This is a genomic window from Prosthecobacter sp., from assembly GCF_044222565.1.
GTDB lineage: Bacteria > Verrucomicrobiota > Verrucomicrobiia > Verrucomicrobiales > Verrucomicrobiaceae > Prosthecobacter.
The window spans coordinates 80,456-101,410 of sequence record NZ_JBGANA010000008.1 but is presented as its reverse complement, the minus strand read 5'-3'; the positions used below and the strand labels follow the sequence as shown (position 1 = coordinate 101,410).

Sequence of the window (20,955 nt, the reverse complement as noted above, 5' to 3'; positions counted from 1 at the left end):
CCACGGCCATCCTCCTGACAGAATCCCTGCATATTCAATGAAAGAATTCGCTTACATCCACGACGAGAAGCACAGCCCCTCGCCACTGCGCGCGGTGCCTGCTCTCGCCAGTTTTAGCGATGACCAGCTTGATGATGTGCTGAACTCCAGCAGCCTGCTGCAATGCGAGCCGGGGGACCACATCATCAAAGAGGGAAGCATCGACTCCCGCATCTACGTCCTGCTCAGCGGTGAGCTGGAGGTGCGGGTCGGCAGCAAGAAAGTGGCTGCCATCACCCGGATCGGGGAAGTTTTTGGCGAGCTGGCGCTCGTGAACCATGACAAACGTCTGGCGTCTGTGATCGCTTCCAACAAGGCGGTGTGCCTGGCGGTGGACCAGAAGTTTCTGCAGGACATCCATCCGCGCGAGGAAGATCCCGATTTTCATGCGGCGCTGTATGAATTCGTGGCACGACTGGTGGTGCGGAAGCTGGAGGCGACGTCCAAGCGGCTGGCAGAGGTGGAGAAGGAGCTGCGGGAGCTGAAGGAGGCGAATGCTAACGCGCAACCAGTGGTGGCTGCGCCGAAGCTGAAGCGGCCGGTGAAACGTCCAGCGTCCGCGGCGAGGAAACCGGCGCGGGTGAGGTAGACTGGAGCAGGAAGAGTTCGTATAACTCCGCGAGAGAGACCGGGATTTTAGACCGGTTCTCGGAAGGGATGTTTGCGGACTGGTCGTCGGTCTTGGAGCCTTAGAAAGCGCTGATCGACAGACAGTGTCTGCCGTTCTTCGATCCGGCTGCCCCGAGGATTGGGGTCCAGGCGTTTTTATGTGAGGAACTGGGCAGAAGCCGCACTCGGGGAGTGCGGACCACGACACGGGTGGGCCGTGCGGGGATCTGTGGAGATTGGGTGGCGAGGCGACGCTCGGCGGCGGTTGGAGGACCAACCGCCCTACCTTGGTCCGTGCCGCTGCTCCGTTTGGCGAGGTTGGAGACCAACGGCCCTACCTTAGTCCGTGCCGCCGCCAATCGTGATGCGTTTGGCAGGGATGGGGGACTCGATGATGCCGAGTTCGGTTTCCTGCTTGAGGCGGAGCTGGCCGCAGGCGGCGGCGATGTCGTGGCCTTTTTCGCGGCGGAGGGTGGCGGTGACGCCGGCATTGGTGAGCACGGCGAGGAAGGCGTCCTGGGCGGCTTCGCTGGGGCGCACCCAGTCGAGGCCATCGACGGTGTTGTAGGGGATGAGGTTCACCTTGGCATTGGCACTGCGGGCGCGTTTGGCCAAGGCGTGGGCCTGCTGGAGGCTGTCGTTGACGTTGGCGATGAGGATGAACTCGAAGGTGAGGAACTGCTTCCGCTTTTGATTCCAGTAGTCGAGGGCTTCGAAGAGTTCGCTGAGCTGGTACTTGCGGTTCACCGGCATGATTTTCTCGCGCACTTCATCGGTGGCGCCGTGAAGGGAGATGGCGAGGCGGATCTGGAGGGGGAAGTCGGCGAGTTTTTTGATCTGCGGGGCGAGGCCGCTGGTGCTGACGGTCATGTGGCGGGCACCAATGCCGATGCCCCACTCGGCATTGAGGATTTCGATGGCCTTGGTGACATTGGAGAAATTGGCAAGAGGCTCGCCCATGCCCATGAAGACGAGATTGTCCACGCGCTCTCCGGCGTAGGCCTCGACCTGGACGATCTGCTCGACGATCTCTGCGGCGGTGAGATTGCGGGTGAAGCCGGCGAGGCCGCTGGCGCAGAATTTGCAGTCGTAGGCACAGCCGACCTGGCTGGAGACGCAGAGGGTGCGGCGGTCTGAGGCACCGCCGTACAGGGCGGGATTGGCGGGGATGAGGACGGTCTCGACGTAGCGACCGTCGTGGAGCTTGAGGAGGAATTTGCGCGTGGTGTCTGCAGAGCCGGTGACCTTGGCAATGGTCATGGTGCGGGTGACGAAGCGGGTGGCGAGGGCTTCGCGGGTGGCCTTGGGCAGATTGGTCATCGCCTCGAAAGTGGCGGCGCGCTTGGCGAAGACCCACTCGACGAGCTGTTTGGCACGAAAGGCGGGCTGGCCCAGCTCTGTGAACACGGCAGAGATTTCCTCCGGCTTCATGCCGAGGAGGCCCTGGGGTGCGGGGGTGATGATCATGGGTGTGACAGTGGCCTTGAAATGAGGATTTGAAATTCGAGATTTGGGTTTGATGCTGAGGGCATGGGAATCTTTGGACTCATCGCGGCGCTGGTGATGCTGGTGCTGATCGGCGTTGGCATTGGCGTGGGTTTGTTTGCGTGTGCGGTCGCCGCGGTGCTGATGATGCTGGGAGTGGTGTCAAGCTCTGTGGCGCTGGGATTCTTTACAAAGCGTCCGGCGACTGCCGTGCGCGCGCTGCTTCTCCAATGCGGCATCCTGGCGGGCATTCCCGCAGGCGCGGTGACTGCGTGGGTGGGCCGGGCGTTTCTGGACAAGGTGGACGAGAGCTGGCTGATCGCCGTGTATGGCGGCATTGCCGGTGCGTTTGCGGGGGCGGTGCTGGCGCTGATGCTGGATTTTATTTTCAGACGCTCGCACCTGTGGGTGGAGCAGCGGGTGAAGAGGAAGGCGCTGGTGGGGTAGGTTGTGGTGGGAAGCAGGGCATGCTGGCGTCAACGGCTGGCTGGCCCCTCACCCCGGCCCTCTCCCCAAAGGAAAAAGGTGGGTGACGTCGTGCGTCCAGGATGGGGAGAGGGAGACCTGTTTCGGAAGCGCTGGGCTCATCTCGCGGAGCGAGATGGGTACTGTACGGACGGCTGCTACGGCTGCTTTTCCTGCTCGCGGAACTGGGTGGGGGTGAGCTTGGTCATTTTTTTGAAGTCTTTGGAAAAGAAGAACTGGTCGTGGTAGCCGACCTGGCGGGCGATTTCTTTGACGGGGTCGTCGGATTCAATGAGGCGGCGTTTGGCCTGATTGATGCGCTCGCGGCGGAGCCAGTCGATGGGGCTGGTGCCAATGGCGGATTTGAACTGGCGGCTGAAGTGGCTCTCGCTCATGCCGCTGAGCTGGGCGAGCTCGATGACGCGCATGGGCAGGTGGAAGTACAGGCGCATGCGCTCGAGGGCCTTTGAAACTGCGGAAGGAAGCTCGGGCTGGACGAGGCCGGGCTCTGAAAGGCGCACGTGGAAGGCGAGGCCGATAATGGCGGCGACGGCAGCGCTGGCGAGTGCGGCATCGCTGGGGCGGGTGCCGCTCATGTGCTGGAAAGCGCGCTCGAACTCCTGCCTGATGGACTGCTCATTGATACCTTCGAGCACGGGCTGGGAGCGGACCTGCAGGAGCTCGGCGATGCGGTCGAGCGAGCGGCCTTCGATGCGCATCCAGTAAAGCTCCCAGGGGTCTTTCTTGGCGGCGCCGTAGAGGTGGGGGTGGTGGCAGTTCACCCAGAGGAGGGAGCCGGGGCCGACTTCGTGGCGTTTGCCCGCCACCTGGACCCAGCCGCGACCTTTGAGGCAGAGGATGAGCTCGTGGCCGGGGTAGGTCTCGCGCTCAATGCGATGCTCAAATCCGGCCTTCAAATGGCCTGCACGCACCACGGAATAAAACAAATCGCGCTGCCAGTCGGCAGGTGTGGCGTAAAGATTCGTCATGAAGACGGTTTCCTGGAACAACGTGGCCATGGCTGGATAATACATCGCACAGGGGGCGGGTGTCGAGCATAGAATGCAAAGGAGAGCGTGTGCCGGGGGAAAATCCTTTTGCAGCAGAGGGGTCGAGGCGGCATACTCCCTCCCTGCTGCGCGCTTCTGCAAACATGCGCAGGCTCATTTCTAAATCACCATGCCAACTTACGAATACGAATGCCAGACATGCGGCCACCAGTTTGAGGCCAAGCAGTCGATGAAGGATCCGCACCTCACGGACTGCCCTGTGGAGGGCTGCCCGGGGCCGGTGAAGAGGAAGATCGGGCTTGGATCAGGCTTCATTTTCAAAGGGAACGGCTTTTACATCACGGACTACCGCAGTGATTCGTACAAGGCGGCGGCGAAAAAAGATTCTGAGAGTGCGGCGTCGTCTTCGAGCAGCAGTTCGACGCCTGCGGCTGCACCTGCAGCCAGCACGCCAGCGCCTGCAAAACCCTCGGGCACTTCGGCCTGAGTCTGCATCCTTTTCCACTTTCCACTCCGACTGCCGTGATTCGCCATTTGTTCCAGACCTTGCGGCTGCTGGGGATCAGCATGCTGGCGGGAGCTGCGTGGGTGGCGCACCGGCCGGCGGATGTGTCGAAGGTTCTTGTGTCGAATTCCGCAAAAACGGAGGAGCTGGTGGACAATCTGAGGCAGGCGGCGATCAAGCGCGCGGCGGTGATCGAGATCAGCGAGGGGGACATCAACCGGCATCTGGCGGCGACGCTGAAAGGGAAGATCAACGGCAAGCTCGGGGGATGGGTGGAGTTTGAGGGAGCCCGCATCGACCTGGAGCCGAACCGCGCGCGGCTGTATATGATGTGGAAGATTTATGGCCATACGAGGACTGCGAGTGTGGACCTGGCGATCAGCCGGGATGCGGACCATTTTCAGGTGGAGCTGCTGAGCGGGGCCTATGGTCATCTGCAAATGCCGCGTGGGATGATGAGGCCGATTTATCCGTCCTTGCGGGCGCTGGCGGAGGCTCTGGACCCGGAAATCCGGGCGCTGTTTCAGATGACGCAGATCACCCTCGACAAGGACAAGCTTGTGCTTGATTCCCGCTTTCCCACTGCATGAAACGCCGCCTATCATTGATTCGAGGAGGACTGCTCTCGGTTTTTTGCGCCCCATTGATCGCAATGGGGCAGGCACCGGTGGTGCCGCCGCTGACGCAGGAGCAGAAGGAAGCCGCGGCTGCCATTGAGGCGCCGAAGACCTTTATGGCGCCGCCTGTGCCAGGGCAGTTGCAGACCGGCGGGGCTGTGGTGCCGGCAGCACCTGTGCCCGCTGCCGCGCCGATGCCAGTTCCGGCTCCCGTGCCTGCGCCTGCGGTGGCGCCGCCGGCAGTTTCACCTGCGGCTGTGGGGAGTGCGCCGCCCGGAGTGGTGCCGTCTGGCAATACGCTGAGCAAGATGGAGGCGCTGGAGGCGGTGACGCAGAAGCCGGCGATGACCGAGGTGCCGCGTGTTTCGTCTCCGTCGGAGAAATCGCCGGTGACGAGTTCGACAAGCACGAGCAGGCAGTTCATCGTGCATGGAAAAGTTTTTGAGACACGCAGCGCCATGTCCACGCGCTGCGAGGAGATTGCGCAGGAAGTGCGGAAGGTGCTCAATGACAAGGAGCCGTGGGTGCTGCCGATCGTGGTGCTGCTGAACACCGGCGAGGCGGCCGCCAAGACGCAAGGTCCGGCGATTTCGACGACGGTCTCTGAGTTGAATTTCGGAGGCTTTCACCTGCAGGTGACGGTGAATGAACAGCCAGGAATGAATGTGGCGGACCTGCGGCGGGAGGTGGTGCGCGCGCTGCTGGCCGAGCGCATTCTGCGGAACCATCAAAAGATGGAAACACCCAAAGGGAGGCTGCTGCTGCCGGACTGGATTCTGACGGGCGTGCTGCATGCGATGGACTACCGCGCCACGACGAGTCCGAGCGCGGTGTTTTCCTCGCTTTTCAAAAGCGGCAAGGTGTATGGCATCGAGGAAATCATTGAGGCTTCTCCGACGGAAATGGACGGGCTGTCGCGGACGATTTACGAGACGTCCTGCAGTGCGCTGGTGCTGGCGCTGGTGGACCAGCCGAGCGGACCGGAGCATCTGAACAAGTTTCTCAACGCCCTGGCGGTGGACCCGCGCTCGGAACGGGAGCTGCTGAGTGCAAACTTTCCCAACTTCGCGGCATCGTCCTCAAGCCTGAACAAATGGTGGTCGCTGCAGCTGGCATCGCTTTCCAAGCCGGGAGTGGCGGAGCCGCTGACTGCGGCGGAAAGCCTGAAGGCGATCGAAGAGGCGATCATGATCCATTACGAGGCGCTTCCGGCCGAAGTGCCGAAGAACGTGAAGATGCATCCCTTTGTGCTGCCTGCGCCGCTGCAGGTGGTGGATGCGCCGGCACCTGTGGCGGCAGCCGGCCCATCGTCGGCGAATTCGAATACGTCGGCCAAGCCCAAGGCGAAGGGGAACAGCACGGCTGAAGCCAAGGAGGAGACGACGACCGAGGAAGAGGGAAAACCGAAGCGCAGCCTGCTGCGGCGTCTGCTGTTTCTCGGTGATGGCAGCCCCAAAGACGCGGAAACCAAGGCCGCTGAAGCGGCCGCCGCAGAGAAGTCCAAGTCCAAGATGGAGAGTCTGGCAAAGGCGGCTGAAAGCGCCGCTGCCGCTGATAAGGATGCGAAGGCTGACGAGGAAAAGAAGCCCGGCTTCATGGGGCGGCTGTTCGGCGCGGGCGGCAGCAGCAGCGACAAGAAGGAGACTGAAAAGGAAGCTGCCACGGTGGTGACTGAGAAGCCGAAGAGCAAAACGGAGACTGTGACGAAAGTCTCTGACAAGGCTGCGGAAGGTGCAGCCACCTCGGCTGCGGCTGCGGCTGAGAAAGAGACGAAGGCGGAGGAAGAGAAGAAGCCTGGCTTTATGGGTCGTCTGTTTGGCGCGGGATCGGGTGAGAAGAAGGTGTCTGAAAAGGAGGCTGCGGCGGCAGTGGAGAAGCCAAAGACGAAGGTGACGGAAAATTCCGCGGCGCCTGCACCGACGACAAAGACTGCGGAGAAGGACAAGCCGAAGGCAAAGACGGAGAGCAAGAAGGAGCCGGTGGTGACCAAGGAACCAGAGCCCGCGAAGGAAGAAAAGAAGCCGACCAAGCTGAACCCGATGAACTGGTTCCGCGGCAGCAAGAAGGCCACCGACGAACCGACGAAGGAGGAAGCGGACAAACCAGTGACGAAGGAAAAGCAGGCGCTGGCAGAGCCGCCATCCGCCATTGATGTGGCACGGCTGATCTCCCCGGTGCTGGCAGATGCCTGGCAGCTGCTGGGACCCGCTTCTGCGCGCCAAACCACGGAGCCGCTGTTTGATTTCCGCAAGCGCAAGCCCAAGCCGGAGGAGGAGCCCAAGGCAGAGCCCAAGGAGGAGAAGAAGCCGGCTCCTGCCGCTGAAGAAAAGCCTGCCGCCAAGAAGAGCAGCAAACCGCGCAGCACGAACCCGAACTCGAAGCCGGTGGCGAAAACGTCCGGTGCTGCTTCTACGTCTGAAAAACCGCGCACGACCAATCCGAATGCGAAACCTGCCACGGCAGAGCAGGTCAAGTCGCAGCAATCCACGACGACGCCTGGCACGCCTGCACCGCTGGTGCCGGTGATTCTGCCGCTGGAGGAATATCAGCGCATTATGAAGCATCCGGACCGCAGCAGGATCCTGGCGGAAAACGTGGCCGCGCTGCGTGCGCTGGAGCTGCGGGTGAGCGTGCTGTTCCGCCCAGTGGTGCGGGGTTACCTGGTGGCGGTGCTGGACATTGAAGCGGGCCGGACGAAGGACATGGAGAAGCGGCTGGTGACGCTGCATGAGTTTGCGCTGATCGCGTATCAGAAGTCGGTCGCGGTGCGTGATTATCTCGACTGGTTTGAGGCGAGCGAGAGCGGCGGGCTGTCCGGGAAGTTCAATGACTACCTGAACCTGCCCGCGACGATTCAGAAGGAACTGCCGCCGCGGACGGATCCGATCTCGAAGTACCTGGATGCGATCGACAAGGAGTTTTCGAAGTAGGGGGCGAGTGGCGGGGAGTTGAGGTGGCCGCAAAGAGTCGCAAAAAATTTGGGAATGGTTTCTTTGAGTGTTTTGCGGTTACTTTGAAGATTGGATGGAGGAGACGGGGTAACGAAAATTGGAGGTGTGAAGAATTTTTGAAGAGGGTCAAAGAGGTCGTCCGCTGCGACGATTGGTTGGCTTCGTGGTCATGCAAATGCTTCACCAGCCAACTCACTCAAATGGTCTCGGAACTGCGTGCACGCGATGTTGGAGTCCTTGCCAGAATGTCTCCGATACCAACTCCTCAATCCAGGACGCAACTCAGGCGATAGCAAAAGACTGATAATCTCCTGACCTTTGGCACTCTGCTCGCCCTCGATCAGCCGAAACCAAGCGTAAACATCCATCAAAGCGAACACTGGCTGCTCTTCGTCGGTCAAGCCAGCAACGTGCGAAGCCATGACTCGCTTGTAAGCCTGCTCAACATCTGGATGCTGAAATGTCATCGTGCGAGTGATGCCTACCGTTTCGGATCGGGAGGCGACGATGACAAGACAGATGAGATACGAGCCGTTGCCTGCATCCGTTTTGTTCGGCCTTGGATGGGCGGTTGGGCGTTTTCACTTCTTGGGTTGCTCGGTCGGTTTGGCGGCTGGGTGATGGTGATAACGCTGGGCACCAAGCACCTGCGACAAAAGCCGGAAGGAAGTGGCTGCATCGTAGTGAGGTGAAGCTGCTGCAAATCGCCCGTCAGGGAGGCGCCGGAGAAAAGCAAGATACTCTGGGCCACCCACCCCATACGCCTGCGAACGAGTCAAATCAGGCTTGCCGTCTGGCAGAGAAGGGAAAGTCACGAAGCCGACTGGATCAAAAAGGAAGCTCATCATCAAACCCCCGTTGAACTCTGGCTTCGGATCGGCGTATGCAAAGTGAACGATCTTGATGGTCTGCTCCGTGATGGCACCTTTAAAGCTCGTAACGACTCGGCACGTTGTCTCAAGTGGTTGGTAGTTCTTCATGTCCCGGCTACCGAAAGAGTCATCGTCCGGGCGATCGGTCGTCTGACGGACTGACTCTGGATGAATGATCACGACGAAGGGTGACTGTGCCATCAACTCTTGAATGGTGGGGATGGCGACCGGTCGAGCTTCAGCGACACCAACCAACAAGCTCAAGACTGTCGAAAGGGCACTTCGCATCATGGGTGGCGTGTTGAGTTAGGCGAACGACCCGGAAAAGGCGACGGCGAGCGGGAGGCGTCGATGACACGACAGTTGCCATACGAGCCGTTGCCTGCATCCGTTTTGTTCTTCATTCTCGCAGTGGTTCTGCTGAGGGTTAGTTGCTGCTCTCGTCAAAAAACAGACGCTGTCTATCGGGATCATAAATCACTCGGATACCTCCACCATTGCGTGCGACATTCTCATACACCAGTGCAAATGGGTAATGGTTTGGAGATCTATTGGCTTCAACTCTGAATGGCGGAAGTCCTAACCTCAGTCGGCCTCCTGTGCCGTGGAAGTCACGCTTCTCGTTTAAAGTCCATCGACTTTCCCGAGCAAAGTTCTGGAAATCTTCAGGAGCCATCGTGCACTCATAACAGAAGTGATAGAATAGACCGTCATCTTCATGGTAGGTGATGTCTGACGCAGTCTTGGGAAGCCAACTGACAGAGTTCACATGCGAACCGCTTCCGCGTGAAAACGCGCCGCCAAAGAGTGCTATAATCAGGCCGATGCCTACCAAAGCACCAATGATGAGCGCGACCTTCATGAAGTGCAGCAGTTTGGTGATCATCTGCGATTAGGTGTCTTGAATTGCTCTCTCACACTGGGCGCTCATGAGTTAGGCGAACGGCTCAAGCTCAGCGACCCGGCGCACGGGACGCAACGATTGCAACCGCGACGCCCCCGCCGGGTTCGCTGCAGCGCATGGTTAGCCTGCATGTCCAAGATGCACTGCGTAAGCAGCCAACCTCTTCCGGAACTCTCTCTCGCTCTCATAAGGTGATGCCACTGCGTTGGCCGGACTCATCAACTCTGTCCGCGTCCAAACTCCATGCTCTGTAAAACCAACTGCGTCGAGGAATGTCGGACATCCGCACTCGGCATAAATCTCGAAACGCACTGGCAACCGAACCTCAGCTCTGGACTCGCATGAAATCTTGCACTCGTCATCAACGCGCTGCTCAACAGGCGCTGCCTGTCCCTGCTCCCAAACAAACAAAGCACAAGGCCCGCCCTTGCCCTGCCAATCAAGTTCAGATGCTCCACAGACCGGGCACTGAAGGTCTGGCTTCGGGCGATAATGGTCGAACATTCCCATGCGCGTGAATGCAGGCTAACTATTGGATGGCTAACAAATCTGTCGAGTACGTGATCCCTATTATAGGCGACAGATTTGTCGTGTACTCAAGGGGGCAAGCTTTTATGGGTGTTACTTTTGCCGCAACAATGGCGGGATAGGCAACTGAATTGCTGAATATGACGCGTATTTGCGTCCTATTATCGTGTCGAATATGACCGTGAATTGATCTTACTGCGCGGAGGCAGCTCTTGCGATCTGCTGGCGTGGACGGCGGAGGAACCGCTAGGCTGATCCAAGAGTGTCGAGGGGATGTTAGTTAGGTGTGCCAACGGTTTCACGGTCACGGTCTGCGAGCATGAGCGCGCTGGTGGTCGGACGGTTTGGCGGAGGATGGTTTGGGGATAGAATGAATGGGGCGCCAAACACATCCAACCTACGGCCTCCGGCAAGGGTGCCGCCGTGGGCCATTCAAGCCTGGCACGAATGGAGTAACGAAAGGGCTGACGGCAAAGGGAGCGTTTCCAGAGCGGGATCGGAGTTCCGCGCTCCAGGCAGGGATCAGTTCAGGCCGACGTCTTCGGGCATGCCGGCCATGACTTGATAGACGGGGCCCATGTCTTTGAGGATGGCGGACCAGAGCTGGGTGGGCTTTTCGACGGTGAGGACGAGGGGGCGGGGGTCGGCGGTGATCCAGGAGCGGACTTCGAGTTCGCTTTCGAGCTGACCACCGCTCCAGCCGGAATAACCAACGAAGCCGCGGACTTCGTGGCCGAGGCTGAGTGCGTGGAGGGCATCGGCGACGGAGAGATGGGTCTGGCAGCGGAGGGTGCGGCGGCGCTTGTTCCAGTGAAGGGCAGCGAAGGCGAGCTTATCTGTGGAGACGGGGCCGCCCATGAAGACTTGGACATCGCCGAGGGGACCGAGGTCTTGGTCAGGGAGGAGGTCGGCAACGCATTGCTCAAGCGGTCGGTTGAGGATGTAGCCGAAGGCACCGTCCTTGGCGGTGTGCGCCGCCATGAAGACGACGGAGCGGGCGAAATTGGAGTCGCGCATGGCCGGTGAGGCGAGCAGGAGGCTTCCGCTGAGGGAAGAGGACGATTCGTTCGTGCTTTCCGAGTTCATGATAAGTGTCTGACGCAATAATTACGCCAGTCACTCAATTAGCGCATGGAAAAGTTTGGGGGGAGTGGAGGGGGAGTTGACGGTGGCTGAACGATTGTTGACGGTGGTTTACGGTTGTTGGGAGTGGGCGGCAGAGTGTGTGGGGAGTGGTGGAGGCTTGGAGGGGCGTGTTCGCAAGATGTGTTCGCGATGGGAAAGCGAGCGGACGTTCGGTTTGCCGCAGAGGGGCAACGGAGCAGAGGTGGCAGAGTGGACCTGTTCTTTGCTGGCTTTGGTCTCTCTGGCAGATGGGTGAGTGAAGAAACGGCAGCGGTTCGAAGGCCGCTGAGGAAGACAGCGAGAACTGGTCTGACAGAGCGCTGTTTTGGTACGATGGAGGACGTGCACCGCGCTGGAGGTAGCGGGGCGCTGGGATCGACGGGCAAGAGTGCCCATCGTACTGCCAAAGTTTACGCTGCAGCGACTTCGAAGCCTTTGCGGTAGGTTTTGGTGAGGAGGGCGTCGGCTTCGGGGGCGTTGGGGAATTTGAGGTTCGCGGCGTCCCATTCGAGGACTTTGTTGGCTTCCTCCATACGGCCGGTGATGGGGTCGATCTTGGGGATGGCGAGGCGGGTGGCGACGTTGCCGAGCTGGACGGTTTCGGCGAGGGGGCCGGCGTAGTGGAAGCCGTCGCTGGTTTTTTTGGAGGCGAGGCAGGCGTCCACCCAGGTGTGCCAGTGGCTGCGGCCTTCTTCTTTCGGATATTTGAAGCCGGTGAATTTATCGAGGGGATAAAGGCGGGGGCCGGCGACGTGGGCGAGGACCATGGTGCCGCCTTCGCCGATGAAGATGGAGCCGCTGCCGGGGAGGTCGATGTCTCCGGGCATCTGCGCGAGCTTGTGGCTGGGTTTGAGGCCGCCATCCATCCACGTGAGTTTCATGGTCTTGCCGGCGGTGTACTGGGTGCCGGGGAAGACGTAGTTGACGGTTTCGTGAGTGGGCCAGATCTGATTGTTGATGCCGCTGTTTTTGGCGTGAACGCTGATGGGGGCGGTGAGATCGAGCGCGGTGAAAACGGGGTCCATGATATGGCAGCCGAAGTCGCCGAGTCCGCCGCCGCCGAAGTCCTGCCAGTCGCGCCAGATGAAGGGATGGTAGGAGGGGGCGTATTCGCGCATGGGTGCGGCACCGATCCAGAGGTCCCAGTTCAAATTGGCGGGGACGGGGGCGGAGGGTGGCGGCTGGAACATGCGGGTGCGCTCGTTGCCGGTGACGCCGACCCAGGAATAGACCTCTTTGATTTTGCCGATGGCGCCTTCCTTGATGAGGCGGGTGCCCATGCGGTACTCGATGGAGGAGTGGATCTGATTGCCCATCTGGGTGGTGAGATTTTTCTTCTCGGCCCAGAGGCGCATCTGGCGTGCCTCCCAGACGGTGTGGGCGAGGGGCTTCTGGCAGTAAACGTGCTTGCCATGCTGCATGGCGGCGACGGCCACAGGGGCGTGCATGTGATCGGGGATGCCGACGGTGACGGCGTCAAAGCCATCGCCGAGCGTGGTGAACATTTCGCGGTAGTCGGAGAAGTGTTTCACGCCGGGGAACTCTTTGTCGGCTTTATCGAAGCGGTTGGCGTCCACGTCGCAGAAGCCGACGAACTTCACGGCGGCGTGGGAGCCGACGTTGTGGAGATCGCTGTAGCCCATGCCGTTGACGCCGACGCAGGCGACCTGGAGCTTGCTGTTGAGGTTCTGGCCACGAACCAAGGCCGGGAAGGCGGCAGCGGCGGAGGCGAGCGTGGAGTGCTTGAGGAAGGAGCGGCGGGAGGTGGGCGTGGACATAGGCATGAGGAAAGGCGGTGGGTGTGTGCCCGAACGTACGGTGTTACGCCGGGGTGTTTGTCTCGAAAGGCGAAGAAGGGCAGTTTAGTACCATGAGCGGTTGGAAAAGAGTCTGGATCAAAGTGACTCAAAGGCGCACTGCTGGGGTGGGATCTTTGTCTGGAAAGAGCGTGGAGGGATTAGGAAGCGGCGAATGAGGGCGTGGGGGCAGGACGAAGGACAGAAAGGACAGAAAGGACAGAAAGGACTTAAAGGACGCGGGAATGGGTGGAAGAGGGATGCTTTGCTGCTGTTTATGCGTGAGCGTTATTGTTTAGGGGGGCGGGTGATTAACACCGCAGAGATTGGAAAAACGCAGAGGATTTTCTGAACCAGATCCCGGTGCTCGGCAGCGCTCTGGATGATGAGGTGGCGGGGCATGAATCTCATGCCATGGAATACCAGAACGGGCTAAAGCCCGAACTACGTACGAAGAGCCGGACCGGCTAAAGCCGGGACTACAATACGGCGCTGGGTTGACGAGAGAGTCCTTTGAAGAAAGGAGCGCTACGCAGAAAGCTGCATAAAAGAGCGTGACGTCATTTTATGACAGGGAGTACCAGAGCGGGCTACTGCGGAGCCGCGAAGCGAACCCCGAACTACGTGCGAAGGGCCGGACCGGCTAAAGCCGGGACTACAATACGGCGCTGGGTGAAACGGTGGTATGAACTGCCAGCGAAGGCTATTTGAACGGTGGCATTTGTCAGCGCTGGGCTTTGCGTCAGCGTTTTTTGGCGCGTTGGAACCGGCTTTGGCGATCAGCGTCTGAAACGGATGGGGGGAGCGTTTCTGGAACGACGGCAGGGAGCTTGGGGTCTTCGGTTTTTGGAGACTGCTGGAGACGTTCTTGATGCTGAAGGGTCTCGCGGGTGGGTTTGGCGGTTTTGGGGCGGGGCTTGAGTTCGGCGCGGGCCCATTGGGGGAGCTTCCAGGCGGTGCGGGTGACGAAGGCTTCGAAGAGGAGGAGTATGAGGGTGGCGATGAGGAGGTAGAGGCCGAGATCGGTGAAGCGGGGGATGGTGGGGCTGCGCCAGGCCTGGCTCATTTCGAGGAGTTCGCGGCCACCGCTGGTGAGGGAGACGCGGCGGAGTTCTTCGACGCGGGTTTCGTCGAAGGCCCACTCGGTGCTGGTGCCGACGATGGCGGGACCGAAGCTGATGGCTTGCCCGCCGACTTGAACGGCGCCGCGTACCATTTCCCCTTCGGGGAGTTCGGTGCTGGTCTGGAAATGACCGGGCGCGACACGCTCCCAGGCAAGCTCGTGGGAGCCTTCGGCACGGAGGCCGTGGGCGAGGACGACGCGGGGGGCTTTGGCGCGGAGTTTGGGTTCCCATTCTTCATCGTAGAGGAGATCAAGGGTGAGGGTGTTGCCTTCGATGCGATGGCGGACGCCGATGCCGGGTGGAGTGGCCTCGCCCATGAGCCAGCGGACCTGGGTCTGGAGGAAGTCGCCGTATTTAGGCCAGGCGCGGACGCGCTGGGAGTGCTCGCCACCGAGGGGGAAACTAAGGGCGGCGGTGCGGCCGGTGCCGCGGGGGCCGAAGGCGACGAGGGGGGCGGTGTATTCATCCTGCGTGATGAGGGCCTGGCTGGCCCAGTCGCGCAGGTAGCTGAGATTGAAACCGTCCACCTGTGGCGGCCAGTCGAGGGTCTGGCTGCTGATCTCATACCAGCCGCCGGCGGCCTTGGTGCCGACGGGTTCGGCAATGAAGGCGCTGCGGGCGACGGCAACGGTTTCCTGGCTGAAGATGCTGGGAAGCTCTTCGGCTTTGTCGGTGTAGAAGATGCGGCCTTTGCCGAGCTTGGCGATGTCATCGAGCAGCCAGGCATCGGAGTCGCCACGGGTGCCGAGGGCGATGACGCTGACGGTGCCGCCGTTGTGGGTGATTTCGTCGATCAGGGCTTTGTAAGCGCCGGGTTCTTCGGAGTCGGCGGCGTCTGAAAAGAGGATGATGTGGCGCTGGCCTGCGGGGGCGGTTTTGAGCTGATCCCATGCGGCCTTGAGGCCGTTGTAAACATAGATGCCGCCGCCGGTGCTTTCGATGCGGCGTACGGCGCTTTCCATTTTATCGCGGTTGGGGCCGACTTGCTGGAGAGGGACCATCTCATGCGCTTCGCTGTCCACGGCGAAGACGGCGAGGAGATCCTGCGGACCGAGGAAACGGATGGCATTGGCGGCGCCTTCGTCGCCGAGCTGCATTTTGGTGAAGCCGTTCTGGACTGTCATGCCCATGGAGCCACTGCGGTCCATGACGATGGCCATGGCGACCATGAGCTTGCGATGCTCCTGCTTTAATTCGAGCGAGACGGGCAGCAAGGGATCGAGAGGTGACTCGAAGTAGCCGCCGGCGGCGAAGCTCTGTTTGCCACCGGCCATGAGGATGCTGCCGCCCTGCTCGCGCACATAAAAATCCATGGCGGGGAGGAATTCGGAGGGGAGCTCGAAGGCGGGTACGTTGTTGAAGATGACGCACTTCACGCCGGCGAGCTGGCCGGGGCGGAGGGAGCGCAATTCGGTGACGGTTTCGACGGTGAAGCCCTGGCGCTGCAGGGTGGTGGCGACGGGATCGTTGGTGTATTTCGTGAGCAGGAGGACGCGGGGGCCGCCAGCGATTTCGATCATGGCCTCATGGCGGTTGTTGCCTTTGTGGGCGTCTTTCTCGGGCTGAATGAGGGCTTCGTAATGCGCGACGCCGGCGGTGGGAAGGCGGTCGGTGAAGCGGATGATGCCGCTGCCGAGCTGCACAGTGACATTGCTGGTTTTGATTTCGTGGCCATTGCGCAGGAGGGTCACGGGGATTTTGCCATCGGCGGTGCCGCGGAGTTCGACTTCGATGAGGAAGGGCTCGCCGAGCTGAGCGCGGGCGGGGAGATTGAGAGCGGCGATGCGGAAGTCGGTGGTCTCGGTTTCACGGGCGAGGCGGTAGTCGAGTTCGACACCTTGTTGCGTGAGTTTGGAGGCGAGACCGGTGAGGGGCTCGGTGGAGTAGCCGTCGGTGATGGCGAGGATGCGCGCGGGCCTGTCGTGGCCTTCGCGCTGGGCAAAGGCGAGGGCCTGGGTGACGGCCTGGGCGGTGCGGGTTTGAGTCTGATTGCGGGCGTACATTTCCGCGCCTTCAGCGCCGCGCTTCATGACCTCGGCGGCGTAGTTGAGGTAGAAGATGCGGTCCTGGGGGCCGCGTCCTTTTTCGAGGAGCTTTTCCCACTCGGGGAGGCCTTTGGCCATGGGGTGCTCCGCGGAGGTGGAGCTGTCGAGCAGGACCCAGAGGTCGATGCCATCGGCGAGGCGGCGGAGCTGGGGCTGGGCGAGGGCGACGGTGATGAGGAGGAGGATGAGCAGGCGGAGTGGACGCCACAGAGAAAGGCGTGGCAGCAGCCAGCCTGCGAGAAGCAGGACGGGCAGCAGGGCGAACCATTCTGGGTGGCGGAAGATCATGAAGAAAAAGCGTCAGAGGGGGTGGCCGCAAGAAACGCAAAAGGGCGCAAAAATGGGGGGAGGGATGGGGTGGGGGCGGATTGAAGTGCTGGCTGATTGCGGAGCGTAGGCGTGGCGGGGCGTGTGGCAGACGCTGCTGGTGGATGCTGGATGTGGCGGGGGGATGGGTTTGCTTTCCGATTTGATTGCGGCATACCCAGGGCAGCCTCGCCAAGGCTCGGCTTGCCCTGGGCTGAATCCACAGCCCTTTCAGGGCTGATGGGGCGATGCGAAATGGCGAGAGAGCGCGGGGGCTGATGAGTCGGTAGGAGCGCCAATAATTTGGAAGCCCCTGACTGCAGGATCGGTGCAGAATGCGGCGTGCGTGAGCCAGGGGGTGCGCGCCGGAGCCGGCTGGAAGCCGGCGCTCCCAGTAATGAGGAAGTCTCTTTTTGCGTCTTTTGTGTTTTTTTGCGGCTAACGAGGAAGGAGGTCATACGCGGGCGGCCTCCTTGAGTTCGCGTTTGGAGAGGGTGAACCACCAGCTGGCGAGGAGGAGGAGAAGGAGGATGAGTAGCCAGAGGCGCCAGTTAGGGTCGGCTTCGTGGAGGGTTTCGATTTGGACGGCTTTGACTTTGTCGAGTTCGTTGAAGGGCTTGGCCTGGGTGAGATCGGCTTCGCGGGTGTCGGCAAAGTGGGCGGCGGCGGTGAGGAAGAGGGCCTCTCCCTGACGGATTGTGAAGTGGCCGGGCTTGGCAGGGGCGCGGAGGAGACGGGCCTGGGAAAGAGGGACCTCCTGCGTGCCGAGTTTTAACGGAGCGGCTTCTGCATCATGACGATGGGCGACGTGGAGCTGCTGGCGGACATCGAAGTTGGCGGCTTCGGGGGCGAGCTTGTCTTCACGGAGGCCTTCGAGGAAGCGATGGAGGAGGACGGCGAAGGCGGGGAGCTTGCGGGCGTTGGAGGTTTCGAGGTCGAACTGGCAGATGAGCTGACGACCGCCAGCGGGCATGATGCGGAGGACGATGAGGGGGCGCTCTCCCTGCCAGAGGAGGACGCGGTCCTGCGACTGGCGGGGCATGGCTTTGGATTCGCGGACGAGGAGGCCCTGCCAGTTGAGTCCTTCGACCAAGGCGTGAGGTTCGGCGACGATGCTGCCTTTGAGATAGGGTGCGGAGTCGTCTGCGGGGGCCTGGAAGAAGATGCCGTGGCGTTGTTCGGGGAGGGCGAAGGTCGGGGTCATCACGGCGGCGACGAGGTCGGATTCGCCGGGGATGCTGACGAGGCGCAGATGGGCGTAGCGGCTGAAGAGGTCGGCGAGGATGGGCGTTTTTTCTTCGAGGGGACAAAGGGAGAGGACCTTGGGCTGGGGACGGACGAGGGGCAGGTCGTTGTCGAGTGAGAGGGCGTCGTCGCTGAGATGGAGGGAGATCTGCTGGACTTCGCCGGTGGGGAAAGGGCCGGAGAGGGTTTGGGTCTCGCCGGGTGCGAGTTTGACGGACTTGGGTGGAGACTCCGCGCCACCTGCCTGTGCGCGCCATTGGCGTTCCTGCGCGGTGAGGCTGTAGTTTTTGACAAGGGCATGCCAGAGCCACTGGCCGTCTTTTTCTTCCACGGTGACACCAGCCCAGCCGACGTTGTCGGTGGGTTGACCGACGGAGATGACTTGGGCGGCGAAGAGGGGCGGGGCGGAGAGAGGGTGATCGGTGATGAGGACGACGACGCCCTGGGAGCCGACGAGTCCGCGAGCGACGCGCAGCGCTGGGGTGAAATCGTGGACGCCGAGGAGAGGCTGCCACTGGGCGAGGGACTGGCGAAGCTCGCCGGGCATGGTGCCGTGGTAGAGGCTGGGGGCTTCGGAGTCGGAGGAGAGGAGGGTGAGCTCGGCGCGGGCGAGCGGGCCTTCGAGGAGGCCGAGGACTTCATCGACGGCGTGCAGTGCGGGCTCGCGGAAGGCCTGCATGCTGGCAGATGAGTCCATGACGATGGCGATGCGCTGGACGGCATCGTGCTTGAGCCAGCGGGGCTGGACCAGGAGCCAGGTGAGGAGGAGCACCATGAGGAGCTGCAGCCAGAAAGGGATGGAGGTGCGGAGGCGCTCGAAGCGGCTGCCAGTGCGGCTTTCGCGCTTCATCTGCTGGAGCAGGAAGAGCGTGGTGGCGGGCACGCGGCGATTGCGGCGCTGGAGGAAATGAATGGCGATGATGATGGGCAGACCGAGCAGCGCCCACAGACCCCAGGTGTTGGCGAGGGTGAAGCTCATGCGATTTCCACGGCTCCACTGGGGATGCCTTCGAGCTGAAGTGCTTTTTGAAAATCGGCCTCGGCGGAGACGCGGGCGAGGGCGATGCCGTGCTTTTGCGCGGTGGCTTTCCAGAGTTCGAAATGGCGGCGGTAGGCGGCTTCGTAGCGTTGGAGAAGCGCGGATTCGACGCGATGCTCGTGCGGGAGGCTGGTTTCGGGATCGATGAACTCGTAGTTGCCGTCCCAGCCGGGGTCGGCCTCTTCCTGGGCCTGGGGGGCGAAGACGATGCCGCGGCCATTGCGAGAGCTGAGGCAGGCGAGGACGGCTTCGGGCTCGGTGGGAAAGAGGAGATCACTCACCAGAATGCGCATGGCACCGGCACGGAGCGGGAGACGATTGAGCACAGGGGTGGTGGGAGTGGAATGCAAAGCGCTGACGCGTGCGGACCACTGGCCACTGAGGATGACCTCAGGCTCCAGAAGCTGATGGTCCGCGCCGGCGATGGCGTAGCAGCGCAGGGTGGCGCCGGATTGCAGGGCGGATTCGACGGAGTAGGCGAAGAGTTCCAAGGCGCGCTGCTCTTTGGCAGGAAAGGCGAACATGGAGGCCGAGACATCGAAGATGACATCGACGAGGGGACGGACCTCCTCGCGATAGAGCTTCATGGAGTAGGTGCCGGTGCGGGCGTAGGCCTGCCAGTTGATCTGGCGCGGATCATCGCCGGGGAGGTAGAGGCGGTGGTCCTGGAAGTCGAGACTGCTGCCGGTGCCGCCGCCCATGAACTCGCCGGCATGGCCGCGCCAGCGCTGCTGGCGGAAGGGGAGCTTCAGCACGCGCGCCCAGCCACGGGCACGAGCGTGGAGGGAGCGGAGAGCGGTGGCATCCTCAAGCAGCGTCATGAGTGCGGGCGGGTTCGGGAGCGGCGAGACTCTGAGCCTCGCGGTCAAGCGTGGTGTAGGCGGAGGCGTTCAGACGAGCGCGGATGAGTGCGGCGAGCATCCAGAGCGCGCTGCAAACTGCAGCCACGACGAGGATTTCATCCCGCCTGCCGTAACTGATGCTTTCGATGCCAAACAGGGCGGTGATGGGAGTGACGATGCCGAAGACTCCCATTTCCCGAGCGCCCACGGCGTGCAGGAAGGTGGTCATCATAATGCCGACAAGAACGGAAACGAACTGCCAGACCCACCAGTTGGCGAACGTGTTGGTGCGATTGATGCGAATGATGACGGGGACGAATGCCGCACAGAACATGCAGAACATGTACAGAGGAGGACCGTCGTCCCAGTCCCAGTGGCGGCTGCGGAGGGTGATGACCGAGATAAGGAGCATGGCCATGCCAGTGAGAATGGCGGCAAACCAGACACCCGAGACCCAGCCAGGATGAAGGACCTGGGCCGCGAGGCGCTCGAGAGGGCCGCGCCGTGCGGGAAAAGCGAGGGCATTGGGGAAGCGCGGCATCTCCTCGGTCATGACGTCCATGCAGACGATGAGGGTGAGGAACAGAAGGGGAATGAAGGTCCACATGGCGACCTCGGGGTCTTTGTTGAAACAAGCGAGGAGCAGGCCGGTGACGAGCAAGGCACCGTGAGCGGCCAGAGCGACGAGGCGCTTGAACGTGCTGTGATTTTCAGAGGGCGGAGCGATGCGTGAGGAACCGAGAGCGAGGAAGTAATAAATGACATAGACGACCACGGCGAGAATGCCGCCAATGATGCCGAACTGCTCCCAGAAGGTGAGCGAGAAGAAATCGCGCACCATCGAGTCCGCATCCGAGGCAGACACGAGGTAGGCGGTGAAGAAGCCCAGAGGCATGGCACCCGCGCCGATGCAGAGGGTGAGAAAGATGCGAAGCACCAGAGAAGTCTGGGAGGAAAAGGCCAGCAGGCCCGCGGTGATGATGCCGGAACCGAGCAGCAGGATGAGCAGCGCCACGAGCTCCCGGATGATCTCCACGCCGCCGAAGAAGTAGCGCGCCACCATGTAGGGAAGGATGGAACCGGCGACTAGAAGGGACTGACTGCAAAGCGCGGCCCATTTCCCGGACAGAATGCGGAAAGACTGAATGGAGGTGAGGGTGAGCATGTCCAGGGTGCCGTCCGCAGCTTCCGAATGGAGCGAGCCAAACCCGCGCAGCGGCAGAACCACGAGGAGCATGAGGCCGGCGATGCCCCAGAAGATGCCGTTCACCGCCTCGATGGGCACATCCAACGTGGCGGTGACGAGGAGCAGGATGATGAGGGTGTGAAAGAAGATGAGCGACGAGGTGAAGAAGCGGGTGCGCAGGCCCTGACGCAGCTCTTTGACGACGATGGGGCTGAAGCGGTCGCTGAAATCGCGCAGCAGAGGCAGAGAGATCGTGCTCATA

The 20,955-nt window shown here is 61.5% G+C and carries 16 protein-coding genes; 5 read left to right on the top strand and 11 right to left on the bottom strand.

All coding sequences use genetic code 11. From position 1 onward, the window contains the following. Positions 1-37: 37 nt before the first annotated feature. A complete protein-coding gene (locus ACILSR_RS13580) occupies positions 38-628 on the top strand; it encodes a cyclic nucleotide-binding domain-containing protein (RefSeq protein WP_395750323.1) in 591 nt (196 codons plus the stop codon). A 359-nt stretch (positions 629-987) separates the two neighbouring features. On the opposite strand, the gene rlmN is transcribed toward ACILSR_RS13580, so the two are convergent. Continuing rightward, on the bottom strand, positions 988-2,115 hold the full coding sequence (rlmN, locus tag ACILSR_RS13575) for a 23S rRNA (adenine(2503)-C(2))-methyltransferase RlmN (RefSeq protein WP_395750322.1): 1,128 nt from the start codon (positions 2,113-2,115) through the stop codon (positions 988-990). A 63-nt stretch (positions 2,116-2,178) separates the two neighbouring features. Between rlmN and ACILSR_RS13570 the strand changes: the two genes are divergently transcribed. After that, positions 2,179-2,580: a hypothetical protein gene (locus tag ACILSR_RS13570; RefSeq protein WP_395750321.1), complete on the top strand. Its 402-nt coding sequence runs from the start codon at positions 2,179-2,181 to the stop codon at positions 2,578-2,580. A gap of 176 nt (positions 2,581-2,756) precedes the next feature. On the opposite strand, the gene ACILSR_RS13565 is transcribed toward ACILSR_RS13570, so the two are convergent. Beyond that, the gene (locus ACILSR_RS13565) at positions 2,757-3,617 is read right to left on the bottom strand and encodes an AraC family transcriptional regulator (RefSeq protein WP_395750320.1); all 861 of its coding nucleotides are present in this window, start codon (positions 3,615-3,617) and stop codon (positions 2,757-2,759) included. Between the two features lie 160 nt (positions 3,618-3,777). On the opposite strand from ACILSR_RS13565, the gene ACILSR_RS13560 reads away from it, so the two are divergent. From ACILSR_RS13560 to ACILSR_RS13550, 3 genes are read left to right on the top strand one after another with little or no spacing between them, the layout of a single operon-like run. Then, positions 3,778-4,095 carry an FmdB family zinc ribbon protein gene (locus ACILSR_RS13560; RefSeq protein WP_395750319.1) on the top strand — a complete coding sequence of 106 codons (318 nt, stop codon included), beginning with the start codon at positions 3,778-3,780 and terminating at the stop codon, positions 4,093-4,095. 35 nt (positions 4,096-4,130) lie between these two features. Next, entirely contained in the window at positions 4,131-4,703 is a 573-nt protein-coding gene (locus tag ACILSR_RS13555; RefSeq protein ID WP_395750318.1) for a hypothetical protein, read from the top strand. Continuing rightward, positions 4,700-7,660 (top strand): hypothetical protein, encoded by a 2,961-nt coding sequence (locus ACILSR_RS13550; protein ID WP_395750317.1) that lies wholly within the window; start codon positions 4,700-4,702, stop codon positions 7,658-7,660. Before ACILSR_RS13555 ends, ACILSR_RS13550 begins: the two co-directional genes overlap by 4 nt. A 188-nt stretch (positions 7,661-7,848) precedes the next feature. Here the strand turns inward: ACILSR_RS13550 and ACILSR_RS13545 are convergent, their stop codons facing one another. The 9 genes from ACILSR_RS13545 to ACILSR_RS13505 all read right to left on the bottom strand — a co-directional run bounded on the left by ACILSR_RS13545 (position 7,849) and on the right by ACILSR_RS13505 (position 20,954). Then, a complete protein-coding gene (locus ACILSR_RS13545; protein WP_395750316.1) occupies positions 7,849-8,103 on the bottom strand; it encodes a hypothetical protein in 255 nt (84 codons plus the stop codon). Between the two features lie 159 nt (positions 8,104-8,262). Then, a complete protein-coding gene (locus tag ACILSR_RS13540; protein WP_395750315.1) occupies positions 8,263-8,844 on the bottom strand; it encodes a hypothetical protein in 582 nt (193 codons plus the stop codon). A gap of 136 nt (positions 8,845-8,980) precedes the next feature. Then, positions 8,981-9,439 (bottom strand): hypothetical protein, encoded by a 459-nt coding sequence (locus tag ACILSR_RS13535; protein ID WP_395750314.1) that lies wholly within the window; start codon positions 9,437-9,439, stop codon positions 8,981-8,983. Between the two features lie 1,068 nt (positions 9,440-10,507). After that, positions 10,508-11,071, bottom strand: a complete 564-nt coding sequence (locus ACILSR_RS13530) for a YqgE/AlgH family protein (protein ID WP_395750313.1) — start codon at positions 11,069-11,071, stop codon at positions 10,508-10,510. A gap of 449 nt (positions 11,072-11,520) precedes the next feature. After that, positions 11,521-12,888, bottom strand: a complete 1,368-nt coding sequence (locus tag ACILSR_RS13525; protein ID WP_395750312.1) for a Gfo/Idh/MocA family protein — start codon at positions 12,886-12,888, stop codon at positions 11,521-11,523. Positions 12,889-13,648: 760 nt separating this feature from the next. Beyond that, positions 13,649-16,363 carry a VWA domain-containing protein gene (locus ACILSR_RS13520; RefSeq protein WP_395750311.1) on the bottom strand — a complete coding sequence of 905 codons (2,715 nt, stop codon included), beginning with the start codon at positions 16,361-16,363 and terminating at the stop codon, positions 13,649-13,651. Between the two features lie 472 nt (positions 16,364-16,835). Further along, positions 16,836-18,605: a BatA and WFA domain-containing protein gene (locus tag ACILSR_RS13515; protein WP_395750310.1), complete on the bottom strand. Its 1,770-nt coding sequence runs from the start codon at positions 18,603-18,605 to the stop codon at positions 16,836-16,838. Then, a complete protein-coding gene (locus ACILSR_RS13510) occupies positions 18,602-19,486 on the bottom strand; it encodes a DUF58 domain-containing protein (protein WP_395750309.1) in 885 nt (294 codons plus the stop codon). Before ACILSR_RS13510 ends, ACILSR_RS13515 begins: the two co-directional genes overlap by 4 nt. Further along, positions 19,473-20,954 (bottom strand): hypothetical protein, encoded by a 1,482-nt coding sequence (locus tag ACILSR_RS13505; RefSeq protein ID WP_395750308.1) that lies wholly within the window; start codon positions 20,952-20,954, stop codon positions 19,473-19,475. The genes ACILSR_RS13510 and ACILSR_RS13505 overlap by 14 nt, the downstream gene beginning before the upstream one ends. Between the last annotated feature and the right edge of the window lies 1 nt (position 20,955).